This is a genomic window from Ruegeria sp. AM1 (genome assembly GCF_056540745.1).
Genome location: NZ_JBQFXH010000002.1, coordinates 454,812 through 479,552, shown reverse-complemented (window position 1 = coordinate 479,552; position 24,741 = coordinate 454,812). Strand labels below are relative to the sequence as shown.

Sequence of the window (24,741 nt, the reverse complement as noted above, 5' to 3'; positions counted from 1 at the left end):
GTCCCGCGCTGGCACGAATGGCACGCACAATGGCGCAAGCCATGTCACAGGCGGGCCCGGTGACCCACAGCAACTTCGAAATGGAAGGAAGCCTTGAACTGAACCATTGCCACGCTGGGTGCACCGCCCGATTTCGTGCCCGCATAGACCACATTCGAATCTATTGCGGCGTATCTTCGGGCACACCCTCTGAGCAGCTTGATGCATACACCGATATGATGTTCGGCAGCGCATGCAGATCGCTCCCCTCAGGCACGATTTCCGAACCGCCTTGCGCATTGCTTGAAGCGAACGCCACACCACCGCAACGCGCGCCCGCTTCCGTGTCACACGCGGCGCGCTGACTTATTGCTCCAGCAGGTGCTGCACGGTCTCGGTTGCCCAGTCCAACTGCGCATCGGTCTCAACTGCGCAGGGGCGTATGTTGCGCAAACGCTCCAGCGCCGGGCCGGGGGCCTCGCCACATTCGACCATCAGCCGCAATGCCACCATCCCCGAACGGCCGCACCCGCCGCGACAATGAACCAGAACGCGGCCTCCGCCCGACAGCGCATGCCGGACAGCGGTGCTAACCTCGGGCCATCGCTCAACAACATCAGCGGAAGGTCTTCCAAAATCGTCCACGGGCAGGTGGACCCAGCGGCAAGCCCGTCCCTGAATATCACTGCCAAAGCTGCTGGCCCCGTCCTGCAGCATCTCAACCTCGGTCGTCATCGAGAGCGCAAGGCCAGGCTTCCAGTCCGCGATCAGGTCCAGGTCTGCAGCATAGTTTCCGCCACGACCCGGCATCGAGGTCAGCGCAAGCGTTCCGTTGCCGACCTGCAGCGCATAGATCACCAGCTGAGACACACAACTCCCCCCAAAAGAATCAACACCATGAAATACCGGTTCTTATAAATGGTCCCGACAGCCTATGCGCATCACCACGCGACCCAAAGAAAATTCGTACACGCCCGCGGTGGACGTAGAGGATCGGGGCCTCTAGGCTGCAGCACCAACACGAATCCGACAGAGCAGACATGACCGATACTCCGAGCCCAGCCTATCAGGTTCTTGCCCGAAAATACCGCCCGGAAACCTTTGCTGATCTTGTCGGTCAGGATGCCATGGTCCGGACGCTGAAAAACGCGTTCGAGGCGGACCGCATCGCGCAAGCCTTCGTCATGACGGGGATTCGCGGGACGGGCAAAACCACGACGGCACGGATCATTGCCAAGGGCATGAACTGCATCGGCCCTGACGGCAATGGGGGTCCGACGACCGAGCCGTGCGGGCAGTGTGAGCATTGCACTGCCATCATCGAGGGCCGCCATGTCGACGTGCTGGAAATGGATGCCGCCAGCCGTACGGGCGTGAACGATATCCGCGAGATCATCGACAGCGTCCGGTATCGCGCAGCTTCCGCTCGCTATAAGATCTACATCATCGACGAAGTTCACATGCTCTCGACCAGCGCTTTCAACGCGCTGCTCAAGACGCTTGAAGAGCCGCCCGAGCATGTGAAGTTCATCTTTGCCACCACTGAAATTCGCAAGGTGCCGGTCACGGTTCTGTCGCGGTGCCAACGTTTCGATCTCAGGCGTATCGAACCAGAAGACATGACGGGGCTGCTGTGCAAGATCGCGAATGCGGAAAACGCACAGATCGCCGACGACGCACTGGCATTGATTACGCGCGCTGCTGAGGGCTCGGCAAGAGACGCGACCTCACTGCTGGATCAGGCCATCTCGCACGGTGCGGGCGAAACCAGCGCCGATCAGGTGCGCGCCATGCTGGGGCTGGCGGATCGCGGTCGCGTTCTGGACCTGATGGACATGATCCTGCGCGGCGACGCGGCACAGGCGCTCAATGAACTGAGCGCGCAATACGCCGAAGGCGCCGATCCGTTGGCTGTGCTGAAAGACCTTGCGGAAATCACCCACTGGGTCTCGGTGGTCAAGATCACGCCGGATGCCGCCGAAGATCCAACCGTCTCGCCAGACGAACGCGCCCGCGGCCAGCAAATGGCCGAGGCCCTGCCCATGCGGGTACTGACGCGGATGTGGCAAATGCTGCTCAAAGCGCTTGACGAGGTGGCCAGCGCACCCAATTCCATGATGGCCGCCGAGATGGCCGTTATTCGACTGACACATGTCGCTGATCTGCCAAGCCCGGAAGAGCTGATCAAACGGCTGCAGACTACGCCACCTCCACCACCGGGCGAGCCGGGCGGCGGCGTCTCGATCCCCGATAGCGGTGTGTCACCGGTTCAGCCCACCAGCGCAGCCGTGATCAGCCCGGCACCGCGCGCCGGCGGGCATGCGCCCACTGCCGCGCTTGCGCAGGACGTTCAGACAGCGCTCGCGCGATACCCCACATTCGAACACGTCGTTGAGCTGATCCGCAGCAATCGCGATGTCAAATTGCTGGTCGAAGTGGAAAACGGCGTCCGGCTTGTTTCCTATCAACCCGGACGGATCGAATTCACGCCCGCAGAACAGGCTCCTACGGATCTTGCTGCCCGGTTAGGCTCGTCCCTGCAACGGTGGACCGGAAACCGCTGGGCGGTATCGATTGTCTCAGACGGCCAGGCTCCCACGATCGGCGAAACCCGCGACGCGGCAGAGCTTGCCCTGAAAGCAGAGGCCGAGGCGCACCCATTGGTGCAAGCGGTTCTTGCAGAGTTTCCCAAGGCGCGGATTACCCGGATCGAAACCCCCGAAGAACGCGCCGCCAAAATCGAGACCGAAGCGCTGCCCGAGGTCGATGATGAGTGGGATCCTTTCGAAGAAGAGTAGTCTGGCTGTCTCGCAGAACTCCTGCCGGGCCCAAAGGGAGGCAAGGTCTTGCAAAAGACCTTAACGACGGGCGGGAGCCCCTCGCCCCTTGTGTCGCGCAGTTGCCCCCCGTATCTAGTCTTGAAACTGATTTACAGGAGAATTCCGATGCTCAAAGGACTAGGTGGTCTTGGCGGTCTGGGCGACATGGCCAAAATGATGAAATCCGCCCAGGATCTGCAGACAAAGATGGCGGAGATGCAGGAAGAGTTGAACAACCTGACGGTTGTGGGCGAATCCGGTGCCGGCCTGGTCAAAGCCACCGCAACGGCAAAGGGCGAGTTGAAAGGGCTGGACATTGATCCCTCGATCTTCAACGGCGATGACAAGGAAGTGGTCGAAGACCTGATCCTGGCGGCCATCAAGGACGCGCAGACCAAAGCAGCCGAACGCTCGCAGGCTGAAATGGCCAAGCTGACCGAAAGCATGGGCCTGCCCGCAGACATAAAGCTGCCGTTCTGATACTGCCGCCTGACGGATCATAGGTCGGGCAGCACCGCCCGGCCCGTTTGCAGGAACCCGCCCCTTGAGTTCGAACAGCGATATCGACAATCTGATTGATCTGATGGCCAAGCTACCCGGCCTCGGCCCCCGCTCGGCACGCCGCGCAGTACTGCACCTGATCCGCAAGCGGGCCCTGCTGTTGACGCCCCTGTCCGACGCAATGCAACAGGTCGCCGCGACCGCCCGCGAATGCCTCAACTGCGGCAATGTCGGCACCACCGACATCTGCGACATCTGTGACAGCGACGCCCGTGCCACCGGAGAGCTCTGCGTGGTCGAAGATGTGGCTGACCTCTGGGCAATGGAACGCGCGGGGGTTTTCAAGGGCCGCTATCACGTGCTGGGTGGAACGCTCTCGGCGCTGGATGGGGTCGGCCCGGACGAACTGCGCATCCCCCGCCTTCGGGATAGGGTGATGGCCGAGGACATCACCGAAGTCATTCTGGCCCTGAACGCCACCGTAGATGGCCAGACCACTGCCCACTACATCGCGGACCAGCTAGAGGGGCAGGTGCGCCTGACTTCATTGGCGCAGGGTGTGCCGATTGGGGGCGAGTTGGACTATCTGGATGATGGGACGATTACGGCGGCGTTGAGGGCGCGGAAGGAATTGTAGGTATTTCCTTTGAACGAATTGGTTCGCGCTCTGATCTGCCTCAAGTCTGAAGGGAGCAAGTAGTCTGTTGCCTTTGAAACTTGAGGCACTGGAAACGCCCAGAGTTCCACCCTAACCTACCATAGAGCAACATTCTTTCGAGGCATATTTTGCTGATACCGTTATCTGATTCAATTTGGTCTCGACTTTATGGGCCATATGGCGTTCAAGATGTGGCCGGGCTTCTTGCCGTACTTGAAAAATCTTGGGACGATGAGATCGCCAAGGATTTGTTTTGGGAAAAGCTGCACCATCAGGAAGACTTATATCCTGTTACTTTCGCAGCATTTCCTTGGCTTTGGAAATTCTCAGAGCGTTTGGCGCACCAAAATACTGACATTTTGGACTTCTTCTCATTCACGATGAAATGCGCGAGGGCTTCACTTGAGCGCACCGGAGCGACAGAAACCAACGCAAAGTTCAAGGGCCTTTCCCTAAGGCTGAACGACCATCAACACAGCTGGATACCCGAGTCTTCTCGATTGACCAGCTTGGACATGGCGACACTGATTACATTAGAAAATTGGTACTCTGCCAATTGCAATTGTATTGCCGACACATGCGTGAACGCAGTTAAGGGAGACGACGACTATCTTGATGCAATTCTCTCGGTAGGGTTCGCCAGCCTCTACGGTAGCGACGACGCCGCGGAATTGATCATCGGCTGGGCCGACAAACGCGAACCTGAGGAAATACAAACGTATTTTCCATTGCAATCATGGGATGTTTCATCGCTTTCCACACTTTCTGATCTACTAAAGTCAAAAAATTCCAAACTAGCAGGCTTTCTGGAAGAAATTGTTGGCCCGCATCTGCCTTGTGAAAAAACAGAGAGTTTTTTATGAAAAACCGCCTACTCGCACTGACCCTCGCCGCTTTCACTGCCTCCGCCGCCCTTGCTCAAGACCTCATCGACAAAGGCTTCGTCGAAGGCTGGAACATCATGATGGACCCTGCGCTGGGAAACGGATGTTTGATCCAGACGGTGTATCAGGACCTATCAGTCGTGCGGCTAGGATACGACGCGCTGGACAATCGCGGGTATTTCGCCGTCTACAACAAGGCCTGGGGCAATATCGAACAGGGCAAAAGCTATGCCATCCGTTTCGAACTGGATGGCAAAAGCTTTGATGCCATGGCCATCGGCTTCAACGAACGGGATGTGCCCGGCGCGACGGTGTTTTTCACCGATCGGAACTTTGTTCAGGCCATCGCGCAGAACAAAACAATGACCGTCTACAATCCGGCAGGTGAGGTGGTGATGGCCATCGACCTGACAGGCACTGCAAAGGCGCTGGATTACGCGCGTGAGTGTCAGAAGCGCGAGCTTTAACGAATCGGATCGAACACCGCGTCTTTCGCGCGGCAATCCCGGATCACGTCCCGACCGCAGGGGACCGGGGCAAGATCACGCGAAAGGCACAGGCGCGCCTCTTCGATATAGCCCTGCTTGCAGGTAATGGTGATCATATCCGGCTCGAGCGCGGGATTGGCTTTCAGGAAGGCCTCTTCAACCACTGAAGCAGGCAGTTTGACCGAAGCATCAAGCTTGCGAAACACCAATGGGCGCACGACCGTGTCATAGGCCTGTCGGGACAACGCAAAGTAATCGGCTGCGCTGAGGCCGGAACAGGTTCCGTGTTTCTTCCACTGATGCCAGGCGAGGCCAGAACTGCCCTGAATGTCCTCCATTTCCCGGGTCATGTTGCGGGATGGAGGTGCCTCGGGCGTACGACAATAGGCTGGCCAGCCCTGATGGTATTGCGGCCAGAGTCCATGCAGAATCCACCCATGGTCATGCCGGGCGTCGCATTGGTCGGACTCGCGCGCATCGCCTTCGCGGGCACACCAGTTCGGCGACCAGCTCAGTGACAGAACGTAATAGTCGAACTCTCCCGCCTGTTCGCCATCGGCCAGCGCAGCCATCGCGCTAAATACCCACAGAATGACCCAACGCATTCGCCTCTTCCCTTCTCAGCCTGACGCGACTATATACGGGCCAAGTTCCCCGACAACGGAAACCTGCCCCAAGATCACGGGGCCGCCGAATTCCGGCGACGGGACAAATGTATGTATAGGAGACGGGCTGATGGCAAAACCGCTTATGGCCAAGGCAACAGCCGTATGGCTGGTGGATAACACCACGATCAGCTTCAAGCAGATCGCGGATTTCGTAGGGATGCACGAGCTTGAAGTGCAGGGTATTGCCGATGGCGATGTGGCGGCAGGCGTCAAAGGATTTGACCCGATTGCCAACAACCAGCTGACCCAGGACGAGATCGACGCAGCACAAAACAACCCGCTGCATAAGCTGAAGCTCAAGTTCAACCCGTCTGCCGCAGGTGAAGAAAAACGCCGCGGCCCGCGGTATACCCCTCTGTCAAAACGTCAGGATCGCCCCAACTCGATCCTGTGGCTGGTCAAATTCCACCCGGAACTCAGCGATGGTCAGATCGCCAAGCTGGTTGGCACCACCAAGCCGACCATCCAGTCGATCCGTGAGCGGACGCATTGGAACATCGCCAACATGCAACCCATCGATCCGGTTGCACTGGGGTTGTGTAAACAGTCGGAACTGGACGCCGTCGTCCAGAAGGCTGCTGCGAAGAAAGCAGCCGAAGGCGGCGTGATGAGCGATGATGAGCGCCGCAAGCTGGTTTCGACCGAACAGTCTCTGGAAATGGACGCAGCACCCAAGATACCAACCGCCATCGAAGGTCTCGAGACCTTCTCGCTGTCGGATGACGAAGAGCCAGAGAAAGAGGACGAACCGCTCATCGATGCGGACAGTTTCTTCAATCTGCCCAAGGGCGGCGGGGACGAAGACGAGGACGACGATCTTCGTCCGTAACACCTACTTCGGTCCGGGCGGTTTTGCGCGCGGGCCGTATTCCGCAGCGGGTTTGTCATGCTGAACGTTCTGTCCTCGATCTTTGGGCCGCATCGCGCGGTCTCTATCTATGCCTTTCTGAGAACCAAAGGTCTGGCCATCGCTGGTGGTCTGGGCGTGATCGTTATGGCCATCGGCCTGCTGGTGCTGAACGATAGCGGAGAACATGAGCACGAAGCCTTCATGACCGTTGCCGTCCTTTCGGCGACGCCCATCAACGGCGACCTCAGGAACGGCGTGATCGCATCGGTACGGCTGCCCGACGGATCGGCGACCTCGATCACTTCGACCGAAGCCCCCATCGCGCAAACCGTTGGCACCAGCGCATGCATCGAAAAGCGTGTCTATGTCGAAAACGGAGAGCCGCGATACCGGTTCAAGCTGCCGCGATACTGCAAAACCGGCTGAACCGACCTGAGATCAGGATAAGAAACGCCCGTCAGATTGTCGGGCGTTTCTTGCATTTCAGATCATCTGAAAAAGAATCCCGGCGACAATTGCCCCGGAAATGCCCAGCCCCAGATAGGTGGCAAAGACACGCGGCTTGACCAGCGACCAGACCGCCGCCATCGCGGGAATCGAACTGACCGCGCCCGCCACCATGAACGACATCGCGGCGCCCGCGCTCATGCCCTGCTCCATCAGGCCTGCCAGCAAAGGCGGCGCCACGTAAGAGTTCAAATAAGCGGGCATGCCGACAAGAGCCGCGACGATGATGGGGGCAACGCCTTCGCCGCCGACGACGCGGGCGATCAGGTCCGCCGGGACATAGCTGACCAGCAGGGCCTCAAGAACATAGGCCAGCGCCAGCCATTTGAGCAGAAATACACCGTTCTGGACAAACTCCGCCCGAAATCGCGCCCGGCGGTCCGGCGCCTGCCAGAATTTCCAATGCGGTTTGTCATCCATTTTGGGGCCGCATCCGCAGCACCCCGCGGGTTTGTATTCCCGCAATGGGTGCGAAAACGCGCCCTGCCGCATGAGGAAACGCACAGCAAACCCGCCGAACAATCCCAGTGCGACGGCGGCGACGGCCTTACCAATAGCAAAAGGCCAACCCAAGGCGCTTGCTGTGATCAGCAATGTTGGCGGGTCAATTAGTGGTGAGCTGAGCCAGAAGGCCATCACCGCAGATAGAGGCGCGCCCAGCGCGAGCAAACCCGCGATAAAGGGGATCACCTCACAGGAACAAAACGGTGCCAGCCCGCCAAACAGGGCTGCAAGAAAGATCATCCGGGTCTCGCGCCCTTCAAAGGCGCGTGCAACCATGACCTCTGCGCCGGTGGCTTTCAGATAGGCCAGCAGCAGGACTGCAAAGAGGATGTATTGACTGGTATGGGCCAGCGCCTTTCCGGCAAATGTAATCACCTTGATCCAATTGCCCGGATCAAAGGCGGCCACCGCGATCAGGATTACCGCAATCAGCGCCCAGGGAGTCCTGATCCATTCGGCAACGCTCTTTGCCGATACTCTTGGGTTTTGGGTCAGTTCAGCCATCATTCGCAGCCTTTCCCACTTCGTCAGCGCAGCACTCGCTGAGAATGAACCGGGCCAGGTTTTCAAGCTCGGCAAAACACGCGCGGTTGATCGTGCTGCGCCCGACCTTTTCCTGTTCGACCACGCCGCCAGCCGCCAGAAAACGCAGATGATGGGCCAGGGTCGAAGGCGGCATGCCGGTTCTGCTCTGGATCTCTCCTACTGTCAGCCCACCCTCGCCCGCGCGCACAAGTGTCTTAAGCACCTGTAACCGAGCCTCAGACCCCATCGCGGAAAATCCCGCAGCTGCTGTTTCCCACATCTCAGCCTCCATTAAACTATATTTCTAGTTTTTTAGTTTATTTAAGGCGCCGCGTCAACCGCGTGGAAAAAAGAGGGTCAAGTGGTAAGTCCAGATTGCCCTCTCAATAAGTCCACCCTATAACGGGGCATGGGGATTTCCGTCGATACATTCTTTCTTAAACCCGATGGCCAGGGCACGCTGCAGGCGCAGATTCAGCAGATGATTGCCGAGGGCATTCTGTCGGGCCGGTTCCATGTGGGCGAAAAACTGCCCTCGTCCCGCAAACTGGCCACGCATCTGGGCGTCAGCCGCATCACGGTGACGCTGGCCTATACCGAACTGCTGGCGAACGACTATCTGACCGCAAAGGGGCGGTCGGGCTATTATGTCTCGCAGAACGCACCGGTCCCGCCCAAATACTCGCCCATGGAGCGCGGCGAAGAGAATGTGGACTGGACGAAAACGCTGGCCCGTAAGTTTTCAGACGGAGATGTCCTGCCCAAGCCCAGCGATTGGCGCGACTACAGCTACCCTTTTATCTACGGGCAGGCCGACCGCAATCTGTTCGATCACGCCAATTGGCGCCTCTGCGCGGTGCGCGCGCTGGGGCACAAGGATTTCGATTCGCTGACCTCGGATTATGTAGATCAGGACGATCCGTTGCTGATCGAGTTCATTGCGCGACATACACTGCCGCGCCGGGGAATCGCTGCCCGGCCCGAAGAGATTCTGATTACCATGGGCGCGCAGAACGCCCTCTGGCTGGCGTCGCGCATCCTGCTGACGCATAATCGCACCGCTGTGATCGAGGACCCCTGTTACTATGCCCTGCGGAGCCTTCTAAACCATTGGGATTGCAACGTGACCTCGCTTGGCGTGGATCGCAAAGGGTTGCCCCCGGATGCGCTGCCTGACGATACCGACGTGATCTTCACCACACCCAGCCACCAGAGTCCGACGACGGCCACGATGCCCGTGAATCGCCGCCATAAGCTCTTGGAACGCGCCCGCGAGCTGGATGCAATGGTGGTCGAAGATGACTATGAATTCGAAATGGCGTTTTTAGGGGCGCCTTCACCAGCCCTTAAATCCATGGATCGCGACGGGCGCGTCGTGTATATCGGCAGCTTCTCAAAGTCGCTGTTTCCCGGGCTTCGACTTGGCTACATGGTCGGGTCCGAACCCTTCATTCGCGAAGCGCGGGCGCTGCGCTCATTGGTGCTGCGGCACCCACCAGGTCATATTCAGCGTACGGCCGCTTATTTCTTGTCACTGGGTCACTACGATGCGCAAATCAGGCGCATGTCCAAGGCCTTGGCCGAGCGGCGCGAGGCCCTTGATTCCGCCATTGAACAGAACGGGTTAACCGTCGCTGGACGCGGGATTATGGGCGGGTCCTCACTGTGGATGTCTGCCCCCGAACATGTCGACACGGCCCGCCTTGCGCAGACCCTGCAGAGTCAGAGCGTTCATATCGAACCCGGCGCGCCCTTCTTTTCCGGGCCTGAGCAGCCCCAGCATTTCTATCGCCTGGGATATTCCTCGATCAAAGCCAACCAAATCCCCACCGGTATAAAGCTGATCGCCGACGCTATTCGCAGCGTCTAGACAAGCTCTGGACCTAATCCGCGGGATGTTCTGGACCTAACGCCGCTCTGCCCCAAAGTACTAAACCCTATGCAACGACGGGCGACCCTGCCCGGCTATTCCAACCATGCGCGGAGATCATGCAAATGAAAATGACCACGGAAGAGGCCTTTGTTAAGGTTCTGCAGAAGCACGGGATTGAACATGCGTTCGGGATCATCGGCTCGGCAATGATGCCGATCTCGGATCTGTTCCCACAAGCGGGCGTCATGTTCTGGGACTGCGCCCACGAAGGCAGCGCCGGCATGATGGCCGACGGCTACACCCGCGCCACCGGCAAAATGTCGATGATGATCGCGCAGAACGGCCCCGGCATCACCAACTTTGTGACTGCTGTTAAGACCGCTTACTGGAACCACACCCCGCTGCTGCTGGTCACCCCGCAGGCCGCGAACAAGACCATCGGTCAGGGTGGCTTCCAGGAAGTTGAGCAGATGAAACTGTTCGAAGACATGGTTGCCTATCAGGAAGAAGTTCGCGACCCCAGCCGTGTTGCCGAAGTTCTGACCCGCGTGATCAGCCAGGCCAAGCGTCTGTCGGGCCCGGCACAGCTGAACATCCCGCGCGACTTCTGGACTCAGGTCGTTGACATCGAAATCCCCGAGCCGATCGAATTCGAACGCAGCCCGGGTGGTGAGAACTCGGTTGCCAAAGCGGCTGAGATTCTGTCGAACGCCAAGAACCCTGTCATCCTGAACGGTGCCGGCGTTGTTCTGTCCGAAGGCGGCATCGACGCGTCAATGGCGCTGGCCGAACGTCTGGACGCACCGGTTTGTGTTGGCTACCAGCACAACGACGCCTTCCCCGGCAACCACCCGCTGTTTGCTGGTCCGCTGGGCTATAACGGCTCGAAAGCCGGTATGGAACTGATCAAAGAAGCAGACGTTGTTCTTGCTCTGGGCACCCGTCTGAACCCGTTCTCGACCCTGCCCGGCTATGGCATGAACTATTGGCCCGAGAACGCCACCATCATTCAGGTGGACATCAACCCTGACCGCATCGGCCTGACCAAGAAGGTTACCGTTGGTATCGTTGGTGACGCGGCCAAAGTGGCAAACGGTATCCTGCGCCAGCTGTCTGACGACGCAGGCAACGCAGGCCGCGACGAGCGTAAATCCAACATCGCGCAGAAGAAATCAGCCTGGGCGCAGGAACTGACCTCGCTGACCCACGAGCAGGACGATCCGGGCACCACCTGGAACGAGCGCGCCCGTGCCGCAAAACCCGACTGGATGAGCCCCCGCATGGCGTGGCGCGCAATCCAGCAGGCCCTGCCGCGCGAAGCGATCATCTCGTCCGACATCGGCAATAACTGCGCGATCGGGAACGCCTATCCGGACTTCGACGAAGGTCGTAAGTACCTGGCCCCCGGCCTGTTCGGCCCCTGTGGGTACGGCCTGCCTGCTATCGTTGGCGCGAAAATCGGTCAGCCGGACGTTCCGGTTGTTGGTTTCGCCGGTGACGGTGCGTTTGGTATTGCCGTGAACGAACTGACCGCGATTGGTCGTTCGGAATGGCCTGCTGTTACGCAGATCGTTTTCCGTAACTACCAGTGGGGCGCTGAAAAGCGTAACTCGACTCTGTGGTTCAACGACAACTTCGTCGGCACCGAGCTGGACACTCAGGTTTCCTATGCCGGTATCGCGCAGGCTTGTGGCCTGAAAGGTGTTGTTGCCCGCACTCAGGACGAGCTGACCGCAGCCCTGAACCAGGCAATCGAGGATCAGAAGAACGGCATCACCACCCTGATCGAAGCCATGATCAACCAGGAACTGGGTGAGCCCTTCCGTCGTGACGCGATGAAGAAACCTGTTGCTGTTGCCGGTATCGCAGCAGACGACATGACCCCGCAGGCAGAGGCATAACTGCGTGAAACCTCTGCGCACAATACTCGGAGCTGCCACCAGCTCCGATCTGGTCATCGCCCTCGCTGAGGGCGATGATCCGCGAGTCGTTGAAGGCGCGCTGAAGGCCCGGGCCGAAGGTGTTGCCCGGATCATCCTTGTGGGTGATCAGGCCAGTGTTGCCGCCGCTTTGGCGGATCAGAACGGCTCGGACGTGGATGGCATTGAAATCCACGATCCCAACAATTCCCCCCATGCTGCCGCGTTTGCATCCGAGCTTGTCGAGCTGCGCAAACATAAGGGGATGACGCCCGAACAGGCGGCTCAGGACATCACGAAACGCCTGAACTATGCCGCGATGCTGGTGCATATGGGGCTGGCAGACGGCACCGTGGGCGGTGCGGTAGAAACCACTTCGGATACGGTTCGTGCAGCGTTGCAGATCATCGGCAAAGCACCCGACGCCCCGATGGTGTCCAGCTTCTTCATGATGCTCTACTGCCGCGACCACCATTCGGTCAGGGGCGCCCATATCTTTTCCGATTGCGGGCTTGTCGTTGATCCCAACGCCGAGGAACTTGCCGCAATTGCGCGCGCATCAGCCGCGTCCTACCATGCGCTGACAGGTGAAACAGCTCGTGTCGCCATGCTGTCCTTCTCGACAAGCGGCAGCGCTCGGCACCCGAACGTGTCGAAAGTTGTCGAAGCGACCGAGATCGCAAAAGCTGCTGATCCGGATTTGCTTATTGATGGCGAATTGCAATTTGACGCCGCCTTCGTTCCCGAAGTGGCTGCCAAAAAAGCCTCGGACTCGCCCCTGAAAGGCGAAGCCAACGTTTTTGTTTTCCCAAATCTCGATGCAGGTAATCTGGGATATAAAATAGCCCAGCGTATCGGTGGAGCCGAAGCGATTGGTCCCGTGCTGCAGGGCTTGGCGAAACCCGCCAATGATCTGTCGCGCGGGTGCTCTGCTGAAGATGTACTGCACATGATCGCCGTCACGGCAGTTCAGGCGCAACATCGCGAAACCGCCCAACAACAGAACTAATCCATCAAAAGCCGGGTTGCCGTACAGCCCACGCCAAGCACACGCAATGACTTAGTCCTGCACCGTTAGAAAGTTATCCTCAGTAATGCTGGCAAAGCTGAACATAATGTATCCCTTCAGCGCTGAGGCGAGGACACTGCTCCGCGATCTTTTTCCGGGCATTGCGGTTTCGGTTATCGTGGCGATGACCGCGCAGTTTCTGGCCGAGCACTATGCCACGCCCGCGATGTTGCTTGCGTTGCTGCTGGGCATTGCAGTTGGTTTTCTGGGTGATGAAGGCCGCGCCGTGAAGGGTATCGCGTTTTCGGCCAGAACCCTGCTGCGATTGGGCGTTGCCCTGCTGGGGGTTAGGGTGTCGATGGGTCTTATGCTTGGCCTTGGCGCGGATTTGATCGCACTGGTTATCGGCGGACTGATTGCAACCATCCTCTTTGGCTTTGTGGTGGCCCCACTCTTTGGGCACAAATGGCGGTTTGCCTTTTTGACCGCTGGGTCGGTTGCCATCTGCGGCGCATCCGCTGCGATGGCGATCAGCGCCATCCTGCCACGCGATGAAAGATCCGAAGAGCGTCTGATCTTTACGGTTCTGGGCGTCACCGTCTTGTCGACCATCGCGATGGTGGCGTATCCGATCATTGTCAGCACGATGGACCTGAACGCAACCCAGGCCGGTGTGTTCCTGGGCGGAACGATCCACGACGTCGCGCAGGTTGTCGGCGCAGGGTTCTCGATCTCGGACGAAACCGGGGAAACCGCCACGCTGGTCAAGCTGATGCGCGTCGCGATGCTGGCACCGGTTGTTCTGGTCGGCTCGATCCTGATCCGCACCTATGCCGAGCTGCCCTCAGACGGAAAGCGCCCGCCCATTTTGCCCGGATTTGTCATTGCATTCCTTTTCTTTGCCGGGCTGAATTCATTTGCGCTGATCCCTGAGGCAGTAAGCGATTTCCTTGCACAGTTGTCGCGCTGGCTGCTGCTGACTGCGATCGCTGCGGTTGGCATGAAAACCAAACTTAAGCAGGTGCTGTCAGTTGGCCGCGCGGCCATTGCCCTGCTTGTAGTCGAAACACTTTTTATCGCAGGTCTTATCCTGGGAGGGATAGAACTGCTGAACTGATACAAAGCTTAAGGGAGGCCAGATGACATTCCAGCAACCCCGCGTTGATACCTCGCCCAAGGTATCCGATGAGGTACGGCGCACGACATGCTATATGTGCGCCTGCCGTTGCGGCATCAACGTTCACATGAAGGACGGCAAAGTTGCCTATATCGAAGGCAACCGCGACCATCCGGTGAACAAAGGTGTCCTGTGCGCCAAAGGCAGTGCCGGCATCATGCAGGTCAACGCGCCGTCCCGTCTGCGCGCGCCCTTGAAACGCGTAGGCCCTCGCGGTTCCGGCGAATTCGAAGAGATCAGCTGGGACGAGGCGCTGGAGATTGCCGTCAGCTGGCTGAAACCCATCCGCGAAGACAACCCCGAAAAGCTGGCCTTTTTCACCGGCCGCGACCAGAGCCAGAGCTTCACCAGCTTCTGGGCCCAGAACTTCGGCACCTGCAACTACGCTGCGCATGGTGGCTTCTGCTCGGTCAACATGGCGGCGGGCGGCATCTATACGATGGGCGGCGCGTTCTGGGAATTCGGTCAACCCGACTGGGATCACACCAAACTGTTCATGCTGTTTGGCGTGGCCGAGGATCACGACTCGAACCCCATCAAGATGGGTATCGGCAAAATCAAGGCCCGCGGTGCCCGCGTGATCGGCGTTAACCCGATCCGTTCCGGCTATAACGCGGTGGCCGATGACTGGGTTGGAATCACACCCGGCACTGACGGTCTGTTCATCATGTCGCTGATCCATGTGCTGATGAAAGCGGGTAAGATTGATCTGGACTATCTCAGCCGCTACACAAACGCGCCGGTTCTGGTCAACGCCTCAGAAGGCCCCGAGAACGGCCTGTTCCTGAAGGATGCCGATGGCAAGCCGCTGGTGATCGACCGCAACACGGGCGAACTGACCGCCTTTGACAAGCCGGGCGTCCGCCCCGACCTGTCTGCGACTTATGAAAAGGATGGCGTCACGCATCGCCCCGTCTTCCACATGATGGCCGAGCGCTATCTGGCCGACGAATACGCGCCCGAAGCCATTGCTGAGAAATGCAGCGTGCCAGCCAAGCGCATCCGCGCGATTGCAGGCGAACTGGCCCGCGTTGCCTTTGACGAAGCGTTCGAGCTGGACCATGAATGGACCGACTTCCGCGGTGAAAAGCACAGCAAGATGATCGGCCGCCCGGTCGCCATGCACTCGATGCGCGGTGTGTCGGCTCATGCCAACGGGTTCCAGACCTGCCGCGCCTTGCATGTGTTGCAGATCATCCTGGGCACTGTTGAGGTCCCTGGTGGCTTCCGCTTCAAACCGCCCTATCCCAAACCGGTCGAGGCGCATCCGACTCCGCATTGCAAAGTCACGCCGAATACACCTCTGGACGGCCCGCATCTGGGCTTTGTCCGCGGCCCCGAGCATCTGGCGCTGAAGGAAGACGGCAGCCCGGCGCGGATCGACAAAGCGTTCACATGGGAAAACCCGATGTCCAGCCACGGGCTGATGCATATGGTGATCTCAAACGCCCATGCCGGTGATCCCTACAAGATCGACACGCTGTTCATGTACATGGCGAATATGTCGTGGAACTCGACCATGAACACCAAGGGTGTCATGGAAATGCTGACGGACAAGGATGAGAACGGCGACTATGTGATCCCGCATATCATCTATTCTGATGCCTATTCGTCGGAAATGGTCGCCTATTCCGACCTGATCCTGCCCGACACCACCTATCTGGAGCGACACGATTGTATCTCACTGCTTGACCGTCCGATCTGCGAGGCTGAAGCGGCTGCAGACGCCATCCGCTGGCCGGTGATTGAGCCTGACCGTGACGTGCGCGGGTTCCAATCGGCTCTGATCGATCTGGCCAACCGCATGGGCCTGCCCGGCTTCACCAACGAAGACGGCAGCGCCAAGTGGAAAGACTACGCCGACTACATCGTCAACCACGAACGCAAGCCGGGCATCGGCCCGCTGGCGGGTTTCCGTGGTGAGAATGGCGACAAGGAAGGTCGCGGTGAGGTCAATCCAGAGCAGCTGGACCGCTATATCGAAAACGGCGGCTTCTATGTTGCGCACATACCCGAAGGTGCAGACTACTATAAGCCGTGGAACACCGCCTATCAGGACTGGGCCGTCAATCTGGGCCTCTATGACAGCCCGCAACCTTATCTGTTCCAGCTCTATTCTGAGCCAATGCGCAAGTTCCAGCTGGCCGCTGAAGGCCATGGCGAGCGTCAACCGCCCGACCACCTGCGTCAGCAGATCAAGGATAAGATGGACCCGCTGCCGATCTGGTACGAAACCGATCAGACCGGGAATGAGGGATTCACCGTCAATGCTCTGACCCAACGCCCAATGGCTATGTATCACAGCTGGGGCACGCAAAACGCGTGGTTACGGCAGTTACATGGGCGCAACCCGCTGTATGTGCCGACCAAACTGATGCGTGAACACGGACTGCAGGATGGCGATTGGGCAAGGGTCAGTTCCCCACATGGTGAGATTACGGTGCCGGTCATGGAAATGGCGGCACTGAACGACAACACCGTCTGGACATGGAACGCCATCGGCAAACGCAAGGGCGCCTGGGCTCTGGAGGAAGACGCCCCCGAAGCCACCAAAGGCTTCCTGCTCAACCACTTGATCCACGAGCTGCTACCCCCCAAAGGCGACGGGCTGCGCTGGGCAAATTCTGATCCCATTACCGGACAGGCCGCCTGGTTCGACCTGAAGGTCAAAATCGAAAAAGCCGCGGCGCCAAGCGATGCCGAAAGCCAGCCGGAGTTTGCTCCGCTCAAGTCACCGGTTGGAACCGGTCCCAAGAATCTGGCGTGGAAGGTAGGCAAATGACCCAACTCCCCCAATCAACCGAACGCAAACTGGGTCTGGTCATCGACTTGGACACCTGCGTGGGCTGCCATGCCTGCGTGATCTCGTGCAAGGGCTGGAACACCGAAAACTATGGTGCGCCGCTGTCGGATCAGAATGCCTATGGGGCCAACCCCTCGGGCACGTTCCTGAACCGGGTGCATTCCTATGAAGTGCAGCCGGAACAGGGCCATGCGCAACTGATCCATTTCCCCAAATCCTGCCTGCATTGCGAAGACGCGCCCTGCGTCACGGTCTGCCCGACCGGTGCCAGCTATAAACGCGTCGAGGACGGCATCGTTCTGGTGAACGAAAGTGACTGTATCGGCTGTGGCCTCTGTGCATGGTCCTGCCCTTACGGCGCGCGCGAACTGGATCAGGCCGAGGGTGTGATGAAGAAATGCACCCTGTGCGTTGACCGGATCTATAATGAGAACCTGCCCGAAGAGGACCAGATCCCGTCCTGCGTGCGGACCTGTCCGGCCGGTGCACGGCATTTTGGCGATCTGGGTGATGCCAACAGCGATGTCAGCAAACTGGTTGCCGAACGGGGCGGCATGGATCTGATGCCCGAGATGGGCACCAAGCCGGTCAACAAATATCTGCCCCCGCGCCCCAAGGACAAGATCGAAGACCAGATCGACATTCTGGCCCCCTTGCTGGCCCCGGTCGCCAAAGAACCCAAAGGGTTCCTTGGCTGGCTCGACAAGACATTGGAGAAGCTCTGATGCATCCTGCACCCTCCGTTATCATCTTTACCACATTGTCCGGTCTGGGCTTTGGGCTGCTTTTCTTCTTGGGGCTGGGTATGCCTGACGTCTCGGGCTGGGTGGCTTTCGCCTTCTTTGCGATTGCCTATGCGCTAACCGTTGGCGGCCTGATGGCATCGACCTTCCACCTGGGCCACCCCGAGCGGGCCCTGAAGGCCTTCACCCAATGGAAAACCAGCTGGCTCAGCCGTGAGGGCTGGTGCGCTGTCATCGCGCTGCTCATCATGGGGCTCTATGCGATTGGCCTGATCTTTTTGGGTCAACGCTGGAGCATTCTGGGAACGATCGGCGCGCTGATGTCCCTGGCCACAGTGTTCACAACCTCGATGATCTACGCGCAGCTCAAATCCATCCCGCGCTGGAACATGGCGCTGACACCGGCCATGTTCGTCAGCTTTAGCCTTGCAGGCGGCGCGATGATGGCTGACGAACCCGCCGCGGCGTTGCTGTTGCTGGTGATCGCCGCCCTGGTTCAGATCCTCTATTGGGTGAGGGGCGACAAGGCGCTGGAGAGATCCGGCACCAACATGGGCTCTGCAACAGGTCTGGGCAATCGCGGCATCGTCCGCGCCTTTGAACCGCCCCACACCGGCACCAACTATCTGCTGCGAGAATTCGTCCATGTCGTTGGCCGCAAACACGCGGAGAAGCTGCGCACAATCTCATTTGTGCTGGCCTTTTTCCTGCCGGTGATCTTGCTGCTGCTGCCGTTCAGCCACTTTTTTGTGTTGCTGGCGGTTCTGTCTCATATCGCCGGGGTTGCCACGTCGCGCTGGCTGTTCTTTGCGCAAGCGGAACATGTGGTCGGCCTCTACTACGGCAAACGCTAAGCAAAAAAAGCCCCGGGACCCGGGGCTTTTTTTCGATCCCGTGTCACAAACCTGCCGGTTCATCCGTCCTGATGTTGTTCAAACCACACGCAGGAGGACGGAATGTCATCACGGATCAACCACTTTGCGGTAGCCCCTGAATTGCTGCAACCCATGCTCGACCTTGAGGAGCGTTTACGCGGATCGGGTCTGGAACACAGCCTGATCGAACTTGTGAAACTGCGGGTCTCTCAGATCAACGGCTGCGCCTTTTGCATTCACATGCATACCCACGACGCCCGAAACAACGGTGAAACCGAAGACCGCCTGCATCTGCTTGCAGCGTGGCATGAATCCACCCTCTATTCTGAGCGGGAACGCGCAGCGCTGGACTGGGCTGAGAACCTGACACGCATCGAAACCTGCCGGGCGCCCGACGCCAGCTATCAGCCAATGGCGGCGCAGTTTTCCGAACAGGAACAGGTGGCGCTGACATTGGTTATCACTACAATCAATGCCTGGAACCGGATTGCCGTAGGGTTTGCCATGCAACATCCCATCTCTGATATAGCCTCTGCCGCATGACACGCCCCGGATCAGAGGGCAGCGACCTACGCTTTCTTGAGTTGCAACCGCGCCTGTTCGCGGTTGCATACCGGATGCTCAGTTCGGTCAGCGATGCCGAAGATATCGTGCAGGATGCCTATCTCCGCTGGCGCCGCGTGGATCCCGCCGAAATACGCGATACAACCGGATACCTGATCCGCATTGTCACGCGGCTGTGTCTGGATCATCTGCGCGCTGCGCGCGCCTTGCGCGCATCCTATCCCGGAGAATGGCTGCCCGAGCCTCTGATCACCCGGGACACAACCGAGCGGTTGGACCGCGACGTTTCAGTGGCTCTGCTGCTTGCACTTGAAAGACTGTCGCCATTGGAACGCGCGGCCTTCATCCTTCACGATGTGTTCGAGCATTCCTATGTCGAACTTGCCGAAACACTGAACCGCAACCAGACGACCTGTCGGCAACTGGTCAGCCGCGCCCGCAAACATATCGAACACGCCAACCCGCGCAGCAAGGTCGAAGACCGGCACGGGCAGCAACTGGCCACAGCTTTCTTCAAGGCCGCCAAAAGCGGGGATACCGACCGCCTCAAAGAGCTGCTGGCCGAAGACGTTCGCCTGCACTCTGATGGCGGTGGCAAGGTTATCGCGACGCTGAACCCGATTCTGGGCCGAGACAAGGTTGTCCGCTTCTTTGCCGGGCTGGCGCGTAAACCGTCGGCCACGACCGGACCATTATGGGCAATTTGCAGGCTGAACGGGCAGCCTGCGATCATCAATCGGGAAGCTGACGGGCTGTTACAGGCAACGTCACTGAAGATCGAAGAGGGCCAGGTGACGGGCATCTATATCGTGCGAAATCCCGACAAGACCCAACACCTTCAGCAGTTGCTGGATTAGGTCGGACCCGCGGTATCGCGCAGGCCCGATCAGCCTTGGTCAGACCAGCCCGGCATGCGCCATGGCGGCGTCGATGGCAGACTTCGTACTGTCCTCCAGCGGCGTCAATGGCGAGCGAACCTCTTCCGAGCAGCGGTTCAGCTTGCTCAGCGCGTATTTCGCGCCAACCAGTCCCGGCTCCATAAAGATCGCCTCGTGCAGCGGCATCAGGCGATCCTGATATCCCAGCGCCTTGGCATAGTCGCCCTGCAACGTCGCCTGCTGGAACTCGGCGCAAAGCTTGGGCGCAACGTTTGCCGTCACCGAGATACAGCCAACGCCGCCATGGGCATTAAAGCCCAGTGCGGTCGCATCCTCGCCCGACAGCTGGCAGAAATCGGCGCCGCAGCTGGCCCGCTGTTGACTGACGCGCGCCAGATCACCGGTGGCATCCTTGACGCCGACAATGCGCGGCAGCTTGGCCAGTTCACCCATCGTGGCGGGCGTCATGTCGATGATCGAGCGGCCCGGGATATTGTAGATGATGATCGGAATATCCGCGCAATCATGCAGCGCCTGAAAATGCGCCAGCAGGCCGCGCTGTGTCGGCTTGTTGTAATACGGCGTCACCACCAACGCGGCACTGGCACCGACTTTCTCGGCAAACTGCACGAATCGGATCGCCTCGACGGTGTTGTTCGACCCGGCCCCGGCAATCACCGGCACGCGCCCTGCCGCCGCCTTCACAACCTCGGCAACAACCGTTTCATGTTCCTCATGGCTCAGCGTCGGGCTTTCGCCGGTGGTCCCCACGGGAACCAAACCGGTCGAGCCTTCCTGAATCTGCCATTCCACCAAGTGTTTGAGCGTATCCAGGTCCAACGCGCCGTTGCTGAACGGGGTGACCAGGGCTGGCATCGAGCCTTTAAACATGGAACGCTCCTTAGGGTGCAGTCTACTTTGATCACGCCCCGGATCATCACGATATTCAGTTTGTGAGTTGATCCCGGTGACGCAAGGTTTATCCTGCATGGCTGTATCCTTGGTTGGTTAGGAAATGCAAGGTATGACACGCATTCTGTCGCTTACGATGGCCGTGATTCTGGCTTTGGTGGTGCAACACCATCCAGCCCGCGCTGATGCCGCCGCTGATCTGCGATCTGCGCTTTATGAAATGCGCAAGGGCGACTGGAACGCGGCGCTGCGTGTGGCCGGCGAACGCGGTTCGGTCTCGCGCGATATCATCGTCTGGCACTGGCTGCGCGAGGGGTTCGGCAGCTCGGGTGATGTGCTGGTCTTTCTCGATCGACGCCCGGACTGGCCCGGACTGGCCTGGCTGCGCCGCAAAAGCGAACCCTCCTTTACCAACGCAGATGCTGATCGGGTGCTCAAATTCTATACGTCCATGTCACCGCAATCGGCCGAAGGTGCGCTGAACTATGCCGTCGCGCTGATGGCCAAGGGGCGCGAGGGGGATGCCGAGGCGGATCTGGTGACCGCGTGGCGTACCATGCCAATGGGGTCGGGCTTACAGGGCGATTACCTCGAAAACTTCGACAAGCTGCTGAAGCCCCACCACATGGCACGTCTGGACCGACTGTTGTGGGACGGCCATCTTGTCAGCGCCAAACGGATGCTGCCGTTGGTTAGCGCCGATCAGCGCAAGCTGGCCGAGGCGCGGATCGCCTTGCAGGAACGCGCGCCGGGTGTTGACGGAAAGATATCCGCTATTCCCGAAGCCCTTGCATCATCCCCCGGGCTGGCCTTTGACCGCTTTGTCTGGCGCGACCGCAAAGAGTTGGACGACAGCGCGATCGACCTGATGCTTGAACGCTCAAGCAGTCCGACGACATTGGGCGAGCCGGATAAATGGGCCGAAGGTCGGCGCAGGCTGGCCCGCCTGGAAATGCGCAATGGGCGCACAAGCCGGGCCTATGACATTGCCGCGAACCACCATATGACGCCCGAAATGGGCTATGGCTATGCTGATCTGGAATGGCTTGCCGGCTTTCTGGCGCTGCGCAAGCTGGACGATCCGAGCACCGCCGTGCGGCATTTCCAGAACTTCACAGATGCCGTGCAATCGCCAATTTCGAAAGGGCGCGGCGGATACTGGCTGGGGCGGGCTTATGCCGCGCAGGGGGATGCCGAAAAGGCCTATGCCGCGTATTCTAATGGCGCGGATTATCAGACATCCTTTTACGGATTGCTTGCCGCCGAACAGATCGGGCGGCCCTTTGACAGCGACCTTGCAAATCCTCGCCGCGCGCCGCACTGGAAACGGGCGGGCTTTGCCGACTCCAGCGTTCTGGAGGCCGGATTGCTGCTGCTGCGCGCCGGAGAAGATAATCTTGCCGAGCGGTTTCTGACACATCTGGTGGAAGAGCTTGATCCGGTTCAGGCGGGCCAACTGGGCGATCTGGCACTAGAGCTGAAGGAGCCGCATCTGGCCGTCATGATCGCAAAACGGGCCGCCCAAACCGGCGTGGTCCTGCCAGCGGCCTACTATCCGGTTCACCCAGTTGCCGATATGGGGCTGCCGATGGCCAAGGAAATGACACTGGCAATCGCACGACGCGAGAGCGAATTTGACCCCGTGGTGATCAGCGGCGCAGGTGCGCGTGGCCTGATGCAGGTCATGCCTGCAACCGCGAAACTGGTGGCCAAAGACCTTGGCATCCTCAGCGGGCACCAGACTGGGAGGCTGACCTCGGACTGGCAATACAACGCCAAGCTGGGCGCTAACTATCTGGCTACGCTAGCCGAGGATTTTAACGGCAACATCATCATGATGGCGGCAGGCTACAACGCCGGGCCGCGGCGCCCGATCTCATGGATGGAGCGTTTCGGTGATCCGCGCAGCGGTGATATCGACGTGATCGACTGGATCGAGATGATCCCCTTTAGCGAGACCCGCAACTATGTCATGCGTGTCGCTGAAAGCCTGCCTGTCTATCGCGCGCGGCTGGGCCAGCCAGCCCTGCCTTTGCCATTCTCGCAAGAGCTGACCGGTTCAACCCTGTCGTCTTTCGCGCCATAGGGTGAACAGCCCTGCCGCAACCACCAATGCGGCACCAATCACCACGGCGGGCCGCAGCGTCTCACCAAAGATAGAAATGCCCAGAATTGCGCTCCAGACCAGATGGAAATATGCAAAGGGCTGTACGGCGCTGGCCTCGGCCATTTCGTAGCATTTGATCAGCAACCAATGCCCGGTGACACCACTGACGCATAGCAGGGCCATCCAGAACCAGTCGGTGCGGGCCATTGGCTCCCAATACCACATCCCGAACAGCGTCATCGCAACTGCCCCGGCAACGCCAGTCCAAAAGAAACTGGTGCTCGAGTTGTCGCCACGCGCAGCATACCGGGTCAGCAACCCATAGAGTGCGAACATCAAGGCCGAGATCAGCGGCACAATTGCCCAAGGGTCAAAGACCCCGACACCCGGTTCAAGAATGATCAGCACCCCGATGCACCCCACACCAATCGCACCCCATCGCCGCCAGCCCACCCTTTCGCCCAGCACCGGACCGCTCAGCGCGGCAACCAGCAGCGGATAACAAATAAAGACCGCCATACTGTTGATCAGGCCCAGTATGGTAAAGCTGAAGACCGCAACACAGATTTCCGCTGCCAGCAGCACGCCGCGAAAAATCTGCAACCCCAGCTGGTTGGTATGAGCCACCACCTTTAGCCCACCCGGCGCGCGCGCCGCCAGTGCGACAACAAAGGCGGCAAAGAACCAATAGCGGATCATCACCACCATATAGGTGTTGTAAGTTCCCGCCAGATGCCGCGAGATCCCGTCCTGCAAGGCAAAGACGATGGTTGCCCCGATCATCAGCGCGATGCCGGCGCGGCTGTTGTTCTGCTGCGTCATGCCAAAACGGCCCGCGTCATGTGGCGTTTGCGGGCATAACCGGCGCTGCGGGAAACGGAAAATCCGGCCTCCGCAAGCCCACGCCTGACGAACCCTGCCGCTGTATAAGTCGCTGCGGTACCACCCGATGCGGTATGATCGGCCACCTGCTGCATCAGGCCCGCCTCCCACAGCTCGGGGTTTTTTGCGGGCGAAAAGCCATCAAGGAACCATGCATCGGCTGCATCCGTCCAGTCCGGCAGCGTCTGACGCGCATCCCCTTTGAGAACCTCAAGGTGCAGCGTGCCCAGATCACAGCGCGCGCCTGTCCAGGCAGCCAGAAATCTATCGCGCCAGGGTGCAAGTTCGGGAAACGCCTGCAAAGCGCGCGCCATGTCGTCGGCCTGCATCGGAAACGCTTCGAAACTGGTGAACCGCAGCGGCGTTTTCTGGCCCGACCTCTCCCATTCCGACCAGGCTGTCAGCATGTTCAACCCGGTGCCAAAGCCAAGTTCCGCAATGTGAAACCCCGGCCTGAACCGCGCGGGCAGATCATTGCCCGCCAGAAACACGTGCCGCGTCTCCTCTAACCCGTTCTGCAACGAGTAATAGGGATCGTCAAAGCGATCCGACACCGGGACCTGATCGTCCCTCCATGTCAATTTGGCACGTTGGTCTGCCATCGGATAGTCCTGTA

Annotated in this window: 24 protein-coding genes; 17 read left to right on the top strand and 7 right to left on the bottom strand. The window is 59.3% G+C overall.

Translation table 11 applies throughout. From position 1 onward, the window contains the following. Positions 1-345: 345 nt before the first annotated feature. The gene (locus tag ACR0I7_RS10225) at positions 346-849 is read right to left on the bottom strand and encodes a protein-tyrosine phosphatase family protein (protein WP_480510616.1); all 504 of its coding nucleotides are present in this window, start codon (positions 847-849) and stop codon (positions 346-348) included. A 170-nt stretch (positions 850-1,019) separates the two neighbouring features. Here ACR0I7_RS10225 and ACR0I7_RS10220 point away from each other — a divergent pair, with 170 nt between their 5' ends. The 5 genes from ACR0I7_RS10220 to ACR0I7_RS10200 all read left to right on the top strand — a co-directional run bounded on the left by ACR0I7_RS10220 (position 1,020) and on the right by ACR0I7_RS10200 (position 5,308). After that, on the top strand, positions 1,020-2,777 hold the full coding sequence (locus tag ACR0I7_RS10220) for a DNA polymerase III subunit gamma/tau (protein ID WP_480510614.1): 1,758 nt from the start codon (positions 1,020-1,022) through the stop codon (positions 2,775-2,777). A gap of 147 nt (positions 2,778-2,924) precedes the next feature. Then, complete coding sequence (locus ACR0I7_RS10215; RefSeq protein ID WP_480510612.1) at positions 2,925-3,278, top strand: YbaB/EbfC family nucleoid-associated protein; 354 nt, start codon at positions 2,925-2,927, stop codon at positions 3,276-3,278. Positions 3,279-3,342: 64 nt separating this feature from the next. Beyond that, positions 3,343-3,936, top strand: a complete 594-nt coding sequence (recR, locus tag ACR0I7_RS10210) for a recombination mediator RecR (protein ID WP_480510610.1) — start codon at positions 3,343-3,345, stop codon at positions 3,934-3,936. Positions 3,937-4,148: 212 nt separating this feature from the next. After that, entirely contained in the window at positions 4,149-4,820 is a 672-nt protein-coding gene (locus tag ACR0I7_RS10205; protein ID WP_480510609.1) for a hypothetical protein, read from the top strand. Beyond that, positions 4,817-5,308: a hypothetical protein gene (locus ACR0I7_RS10200; protein WP_480510607.1), complete on the top strand. Its 492-nt coding sequence runs from the start codon at positions 4,817-4,819 to the stop codon at positions 5,306-5,308. Before ACR0I7_RS10205 ends, ACR0I7_RS10200 begins: the two co-directional genes overlap by 4 nt. On the opposite strand, the gene ACR0I7_RS10195 is transcribed toward ACR0I7_RS10200, so the two are convergent. After that, positions 5,305-5,934, bottom strand: a complete 630-nt coding sequence (locus tag ACR0I7_RS10195; RefSeq protein WP_480510606.1) for a ribonuclease T2 family protein — start codon at positions 5,932-5,934, stop codon at positions 5,305-5,307. The genes ACR0I7_RS10200 and ACR0I7_RS10195 overlap by 4 nt on opposite strands. A 130-nt stretch (positions 5,935-6,064) precedes the next feature. Here ACR0I7_RS10195 and ACR0I7_RS10190 point away from each other — a divergent pair, with 130 nt between their 5' ends. Beyond that, positions 6,065-6,826 carry a DUF1013 domain-containing protein gene (locus ACR0I7_RS10190; RefSeq protein ID WP_480510604.1) on the top strand — a complete coding sequence of 254 codons (762 nt, stop codon included), beginning with the start codon at positions 6,065-6,067 and terminating at the stop codon, positions 6,824-6,826. Between the two features lie 57 nt (positions 6,827-6,883). Next, positions 6,884-7,273 carry a hypothetical protein gene (locus ACR0I7_RS10185; RefSeq protein WP_480510602.1) on the top strand — a complete coding sequence of 130 codons (390 nt, stop codon included), beginning with the start codon at positions 6,884-6,886 and terminating at the stop codon, positions 7,271-7,273. A 57-nt stretch (positions 7,274-7,330) separates the two neighbouring features. On the opposite strand, the gene ACR0I7_RS10180 is transcribed toward ACR0I7_RS10185, so the two are convergent. Together ACR0I7_RS10180 and ACR0I7_RS10175 are read right to left on the bottom strand one after the other, a co-directional pair. After that, a complete protein-coding gene (locus tag ACR0I7_RS10180; RefSeq protein WP_480510600.1) occupies positions 7,331-8,362 on the bottom strand; it encodes a permease in 1,032 nt (343 codons plus the stop codon). Further along, positions 8,355-8,663 carry an ArsR/SmtB family transcription factor gene (locus ACR0I7_RS10175; protein ID WP_480510598.1) on the bottom strand — a complete coding sequence of 103 codons (309 nt, stop codon included), beginning with the start codon at positions 8,661-8,663 and terminating at the stop codon, positions 8,355-8,357. The genes ACR0I7_RS10180 and ACR0I7_RS10175 overlap by 8 nt, the downstream gene beginning before the upstream one ends. A 129-nt stretch (positions 8,664-8,792) precedes the next feature. Here ACR0I7_RS10175 and pdxR point away from each other — a divergent pair, with 129 nt between their 5' ends. The 9 genes from pdxR to ACR0I7_RS10130 all read left to right on the top strand — a co-directional run bounded on the left by pdxR (position 8,793) and on the right by ACR0I7_RS10130 (position 20,203). Then, positions 8,793-10,253 (top strand): MocR-like pyridoxine biosynthesis transcription factor PdxR, encoded by a 1,461-nt coding sequence (pdxR, locus tag ACR0I7_RS10170; RefSeq protein ID WP_480510596.1) that lies wholly within the window; start codon positions 8,793-8,795, stop codon positions 10,251-10,253. 125 nt (positions 10,254-10,378) lie between these two features. Next, positions 10,379-12,157 carry a sulfoacetaldehyde acetyltransferase gene (gene xsc, locus ACR0I7_RS10165; protein ID WP_480510594.1) on the top strand — a complete coding sequence of 593 codons (1,779 nt, stop codon included), beginning with the start codon at positions 10,379-10,381 and terminating at the stop codon, positions 12,155-12,157. A gap of 4 nt (positions 12,158-12,161) precedes the next feature. After that, positions 12,162-13,184: a phosphate acetyltransferase gene (gene pta, locus ACR0I7_RS10160; protein WP_480510592.1), complete on the top strand. Its 1,023-nt coding sequence runs from the start codon at positions 12,162-12,164 to the stop codon at positions 13,182-13,184. Between the two features lie 106 nt (positions 13,185-13,290). Next, the gene (locus ACR0I7_RS10155; protein ID WP_480510591.1) at positions 13,291-14,301 is read left to right on the top strand and encodes a YeiH family protein; all 1,011 of its coding nucleotides are present in this window, start codon (positions 13,291-13,293) and stop codon (positions 14,299-14,301) included. A gap of 22 nt (positions 14,302-14,323) precedes the next feature. Beyond that, positions 14,324-17,143 (top strand): molybdopterin oxidoreductase family protein, encoded by a 2,820-nt coding sequence (locus ACR0I7_RS10150; protein ID WP_480510589.1) that lies wholly within the window; start codon positions 14,324-14,326, stop codon positions 17,141-17,143. After that, the gene (locus tag ACR0I7_RS10145) at positions 17,140-17,889 is read left to right on the top strand and encodes a 4Fe-4S dicluster domain-containing protein (protein ID WP_480510587.1); all 750 of its coding nucleotides are present in this window, start codon (positions 17,140-17,142) and stop codon (positions 17,887-17,889) included. The genes ACR0I7_RS10150 and ACR0I7_RS10145 overlap by 4 nt, the downstream gene beginning before the upstream one ends. After that, entirely contained in the window at positions 17,889-18,761 is an 873-nt protein-coding gene (locus ACR0I7_RS10140; RefSeq protein ID WP_480510585.1) for a dimethyl sulfoxide reductase anchor subunit family protein, read from the top strand. Before ACR0I7_RS10145 ends, ACR0I7_RS10140 begins: the two co-directional genes overlap by 1 nt. Before the next feature lie 102 nt (positions 18,762-18,863). Beyond that, the gene (locus tag ACR0I7_RS10135) at positions 18,864-19,325 is read left to right on the top strand and encodes a carboxymuconolactone decarboxylase family protein (protein ID WP_480510583.1); all 462 of its coding nucleotides are present in this window, start codon (positions 18,864-18,866) and stop codon (positions 19,323-19,325) included. Beyond that, positions 19,322-20,203 (top strand): sigma-70 family RNA polymerase sigma factor, encoded by an 882-nt coding sequence (locus ACR0I7_RS10130; protein WP_480510581.1) that lies wholly within the window; start codon positions 19,322-19,324, stop codon positions 20,201-20,203. Before ACR0I7_RS10135 ends, ACR0I7_RS10130 begins: the two co-directional genes overlap by 4 nt. A gap of 39 nt (positions 20,204-20,242) precedes the next feature. On the opposite strand, the gene dapA is transcribed toward ACR0I7_RS10130, so the two are convergent. Then, positions 20,243-21,115, bottom strand: a complete 873-nt coding sequence (dapA, locus tag ACR0I7_RS10125) for a 4-hydroxy-tetrahydrodipicolinate synthase (protein WP_480510579.1) — start codon at positions 21,113-21,115, stop codon at positions 20,243-20,245. 133 nt (positions 21,116-21,248) lie between these two features. Between dapA and ACR0I7_RS10120 the strand changes: the two genes are divergently transcribed. Next, positions 21,249-23,222 (top strand): lytic transglycosylase domain-containing protein, encoded by a 1,974-nt coding sequence (locus ACR0I7_RS10120; RefSeq protein ID WP_480510577.1) that lies wholly within the window; start codon positions 21,249-21,251, stop codon positions 23,220-23,222. Here the strand turns inward: ACR0I7_RS10120 and ACR0I7_RS10115 are convergent. Continuing rightward, a complete protein-coding gene (locus tag ACR0I7_RS10115) occupies positions 23,196-24,065 on the bottom strand; it encodes a DMT family transporter (protein ID WP_480510575.1) in 870 nt (289 codons plus the stop codon). The two genes, ACR0I7_RS10120 and ACR0I7_RS10115, sit on opposite strands and share 27 nt — an antisense overlap. After that, positions 24,062-24,727: a tRNA (5-methylaminomethyl-2-thiouridine)(34)-methyltransferase MnmC2 gene (mnmC2, locus tag ACR0I7_RS10110; protein WP_480510573.1), complete on the bottom strand. Its 666-nt coding sequence runs from the start codon at positions 24,725-24,727 to the stop codon at positions 24,062-24,064. The genes ACR0I7_RS10115 and mnmC2 overlap by 4 nt, the downstream gene beginning before the upstream one ends. Between the last annotated feature and the right edge of the window lie 14 nt (positions 24,728-24,741).

Excerpts from the sequence above, each read along its gene's own strand:
- ACR0I7_RS10220 (WP_480510614.1), top strand. The coding sequence starts at position 1,020 with ATGACCGATACTCCGAGCCCAGCCTATCAGGTTCTTGCCCGAAAATAC.
- ACR0I7_RS10215 (WP_480510612.1), top strand. The coding sequence starts at position 2,925 with ATGCTCAAAGGACTAGGTGGTCTTGGCGGTCTGGGCGACATGGCCAAA.
- ACR0I7_RS10200 (WP_480510607.1), top strand. The coding sequence starts at position 4,817 with ATGAAAAACCGCCTACTCGCACTGACCCTCGCCGCTTTCACTGCCTCC.
- ACR0I7_RS10195 (WP_480510606.1), bottom strand. The coding sequence starts at position 5,934 with ATGCGTTGGGTCATTCTGTGGGTATTTAGCGCGATGGCTGCGCTGGCC.
- ACR0I7_RS10190 (WP_480510604.1), top strand. The coding sequence starts at position 6,065 with ATGGCAAAACCGCTTATGGCCAAGGCAACAGCCGTATGGCTGGTGGAT.
- ACR0I7_RS10185 (WP_480510602.1), top strand. The coding sequence starts at position 6,884 with ATGCTGAACGTTCTGTCCTCGATCTTTGGGCCGCATCGCGCGGTCTCT.
- ACR0I7_RS10180 (WP_480510600.1), bottom strand. The coding sequence starts at position 8,362 with ATGGCTGAACTGACCCAAAACCCAAGAGTATCGGCAAAGAGCGTTGCC.
- ACR0I7_RS10175 (WP_480510598.1), bottom strand. The coding sequence starts at position 8,663 with ATGTGGGAAACAGCAGCTGCGGGATTTTCCGCGATGGGGTCTGAGGCT.
- pdxR (WP_480510596.1), top strand. The coding sequence starts at position 8,793 with ATGGGGATTTCCGTCGATACATTCTTTCTTAAACCCGATGGCCAGGGC.
- xsc (WP_480510594.1), top strand. The coding sequence starts at position 10,379 with ATGAAAATGACCACGGAAGAGGCCTTTGTTAAGGTTCTGCAGAAGCAC.
- ACR0I7_RS10155 (WP_480510591.1), top strand. The coding sequence starts at position 13,291 with ATGTATCCCTTCAGCGCTGAGGCGAGGACACTGCTCCGCGATCTTTTT.
- ACR0I7_RS10150 (WP_480510589.1), top strand. The coding sequence starts at position 14,324 with ATGACATTCCAGCAACCCCGCGTTGATACCTCGCCCAAGGTATCCGAT.
- ACR0I7_RS10145 (WP_480510587.1), top strand. The coding sequence starts at position 17,140 with ATGACCCAACTCCCCCAATCAACCGAACGCAAACTGGGTCTGGTCATC.
- ACR0I7_RS10140 (WP_480510585.1), top strand. The coding sequence starts at position 17,889 with ATGCATCCTGCACCCTCCGTTATCATCTTTACCACATTGTCCGGTCTG.
- ACR0I7_RS10135 (WP_480510583.1), top strand. The coding sequence starts at position 18,864 with ATGTCATCACGGATCAACCACTTTGCGGTAGCCCCTGAATTGCTGCAA.
- ACR0I7_RS10130 (WP_480510581.1), top strand. The coding sequence starts at position 19,322 with ATGACACGCCCCGGATCAGAGGGCAGCGACCTACGCTTTCTTGAGTTG.
- dapA (WP_480510579.1), bottom strand. The coding sequence starts at position 21,115 with ATGTTTAAAGGCTCGATGCCAGCCCTGGTCACCCCGTTCAGCAACGGC.
- ACR0I7_RS10120 (WP_480510577.1), top strand. The coding sequence starts at position 21,249 with ATGACACGCATTCTGTCGCTTACGATGGCCGTGATTCTGGCTTTGGTG.
- ACR0I7_RS10115 (WP_480510575.1), bottom strand. The coding sequence starts at position 24,065 with ATGACGCAGCAGAACAACAGCCGCGCCGGCATCGCGCTGATGATCGGG.
- mnmC2 (WP_480510573.1), bottom strand. The coding sequence starts at position 24,727 with ATGGCAGACCAACGTGCCAAATTGACATGGAGGGACGATCAGGTCCCG.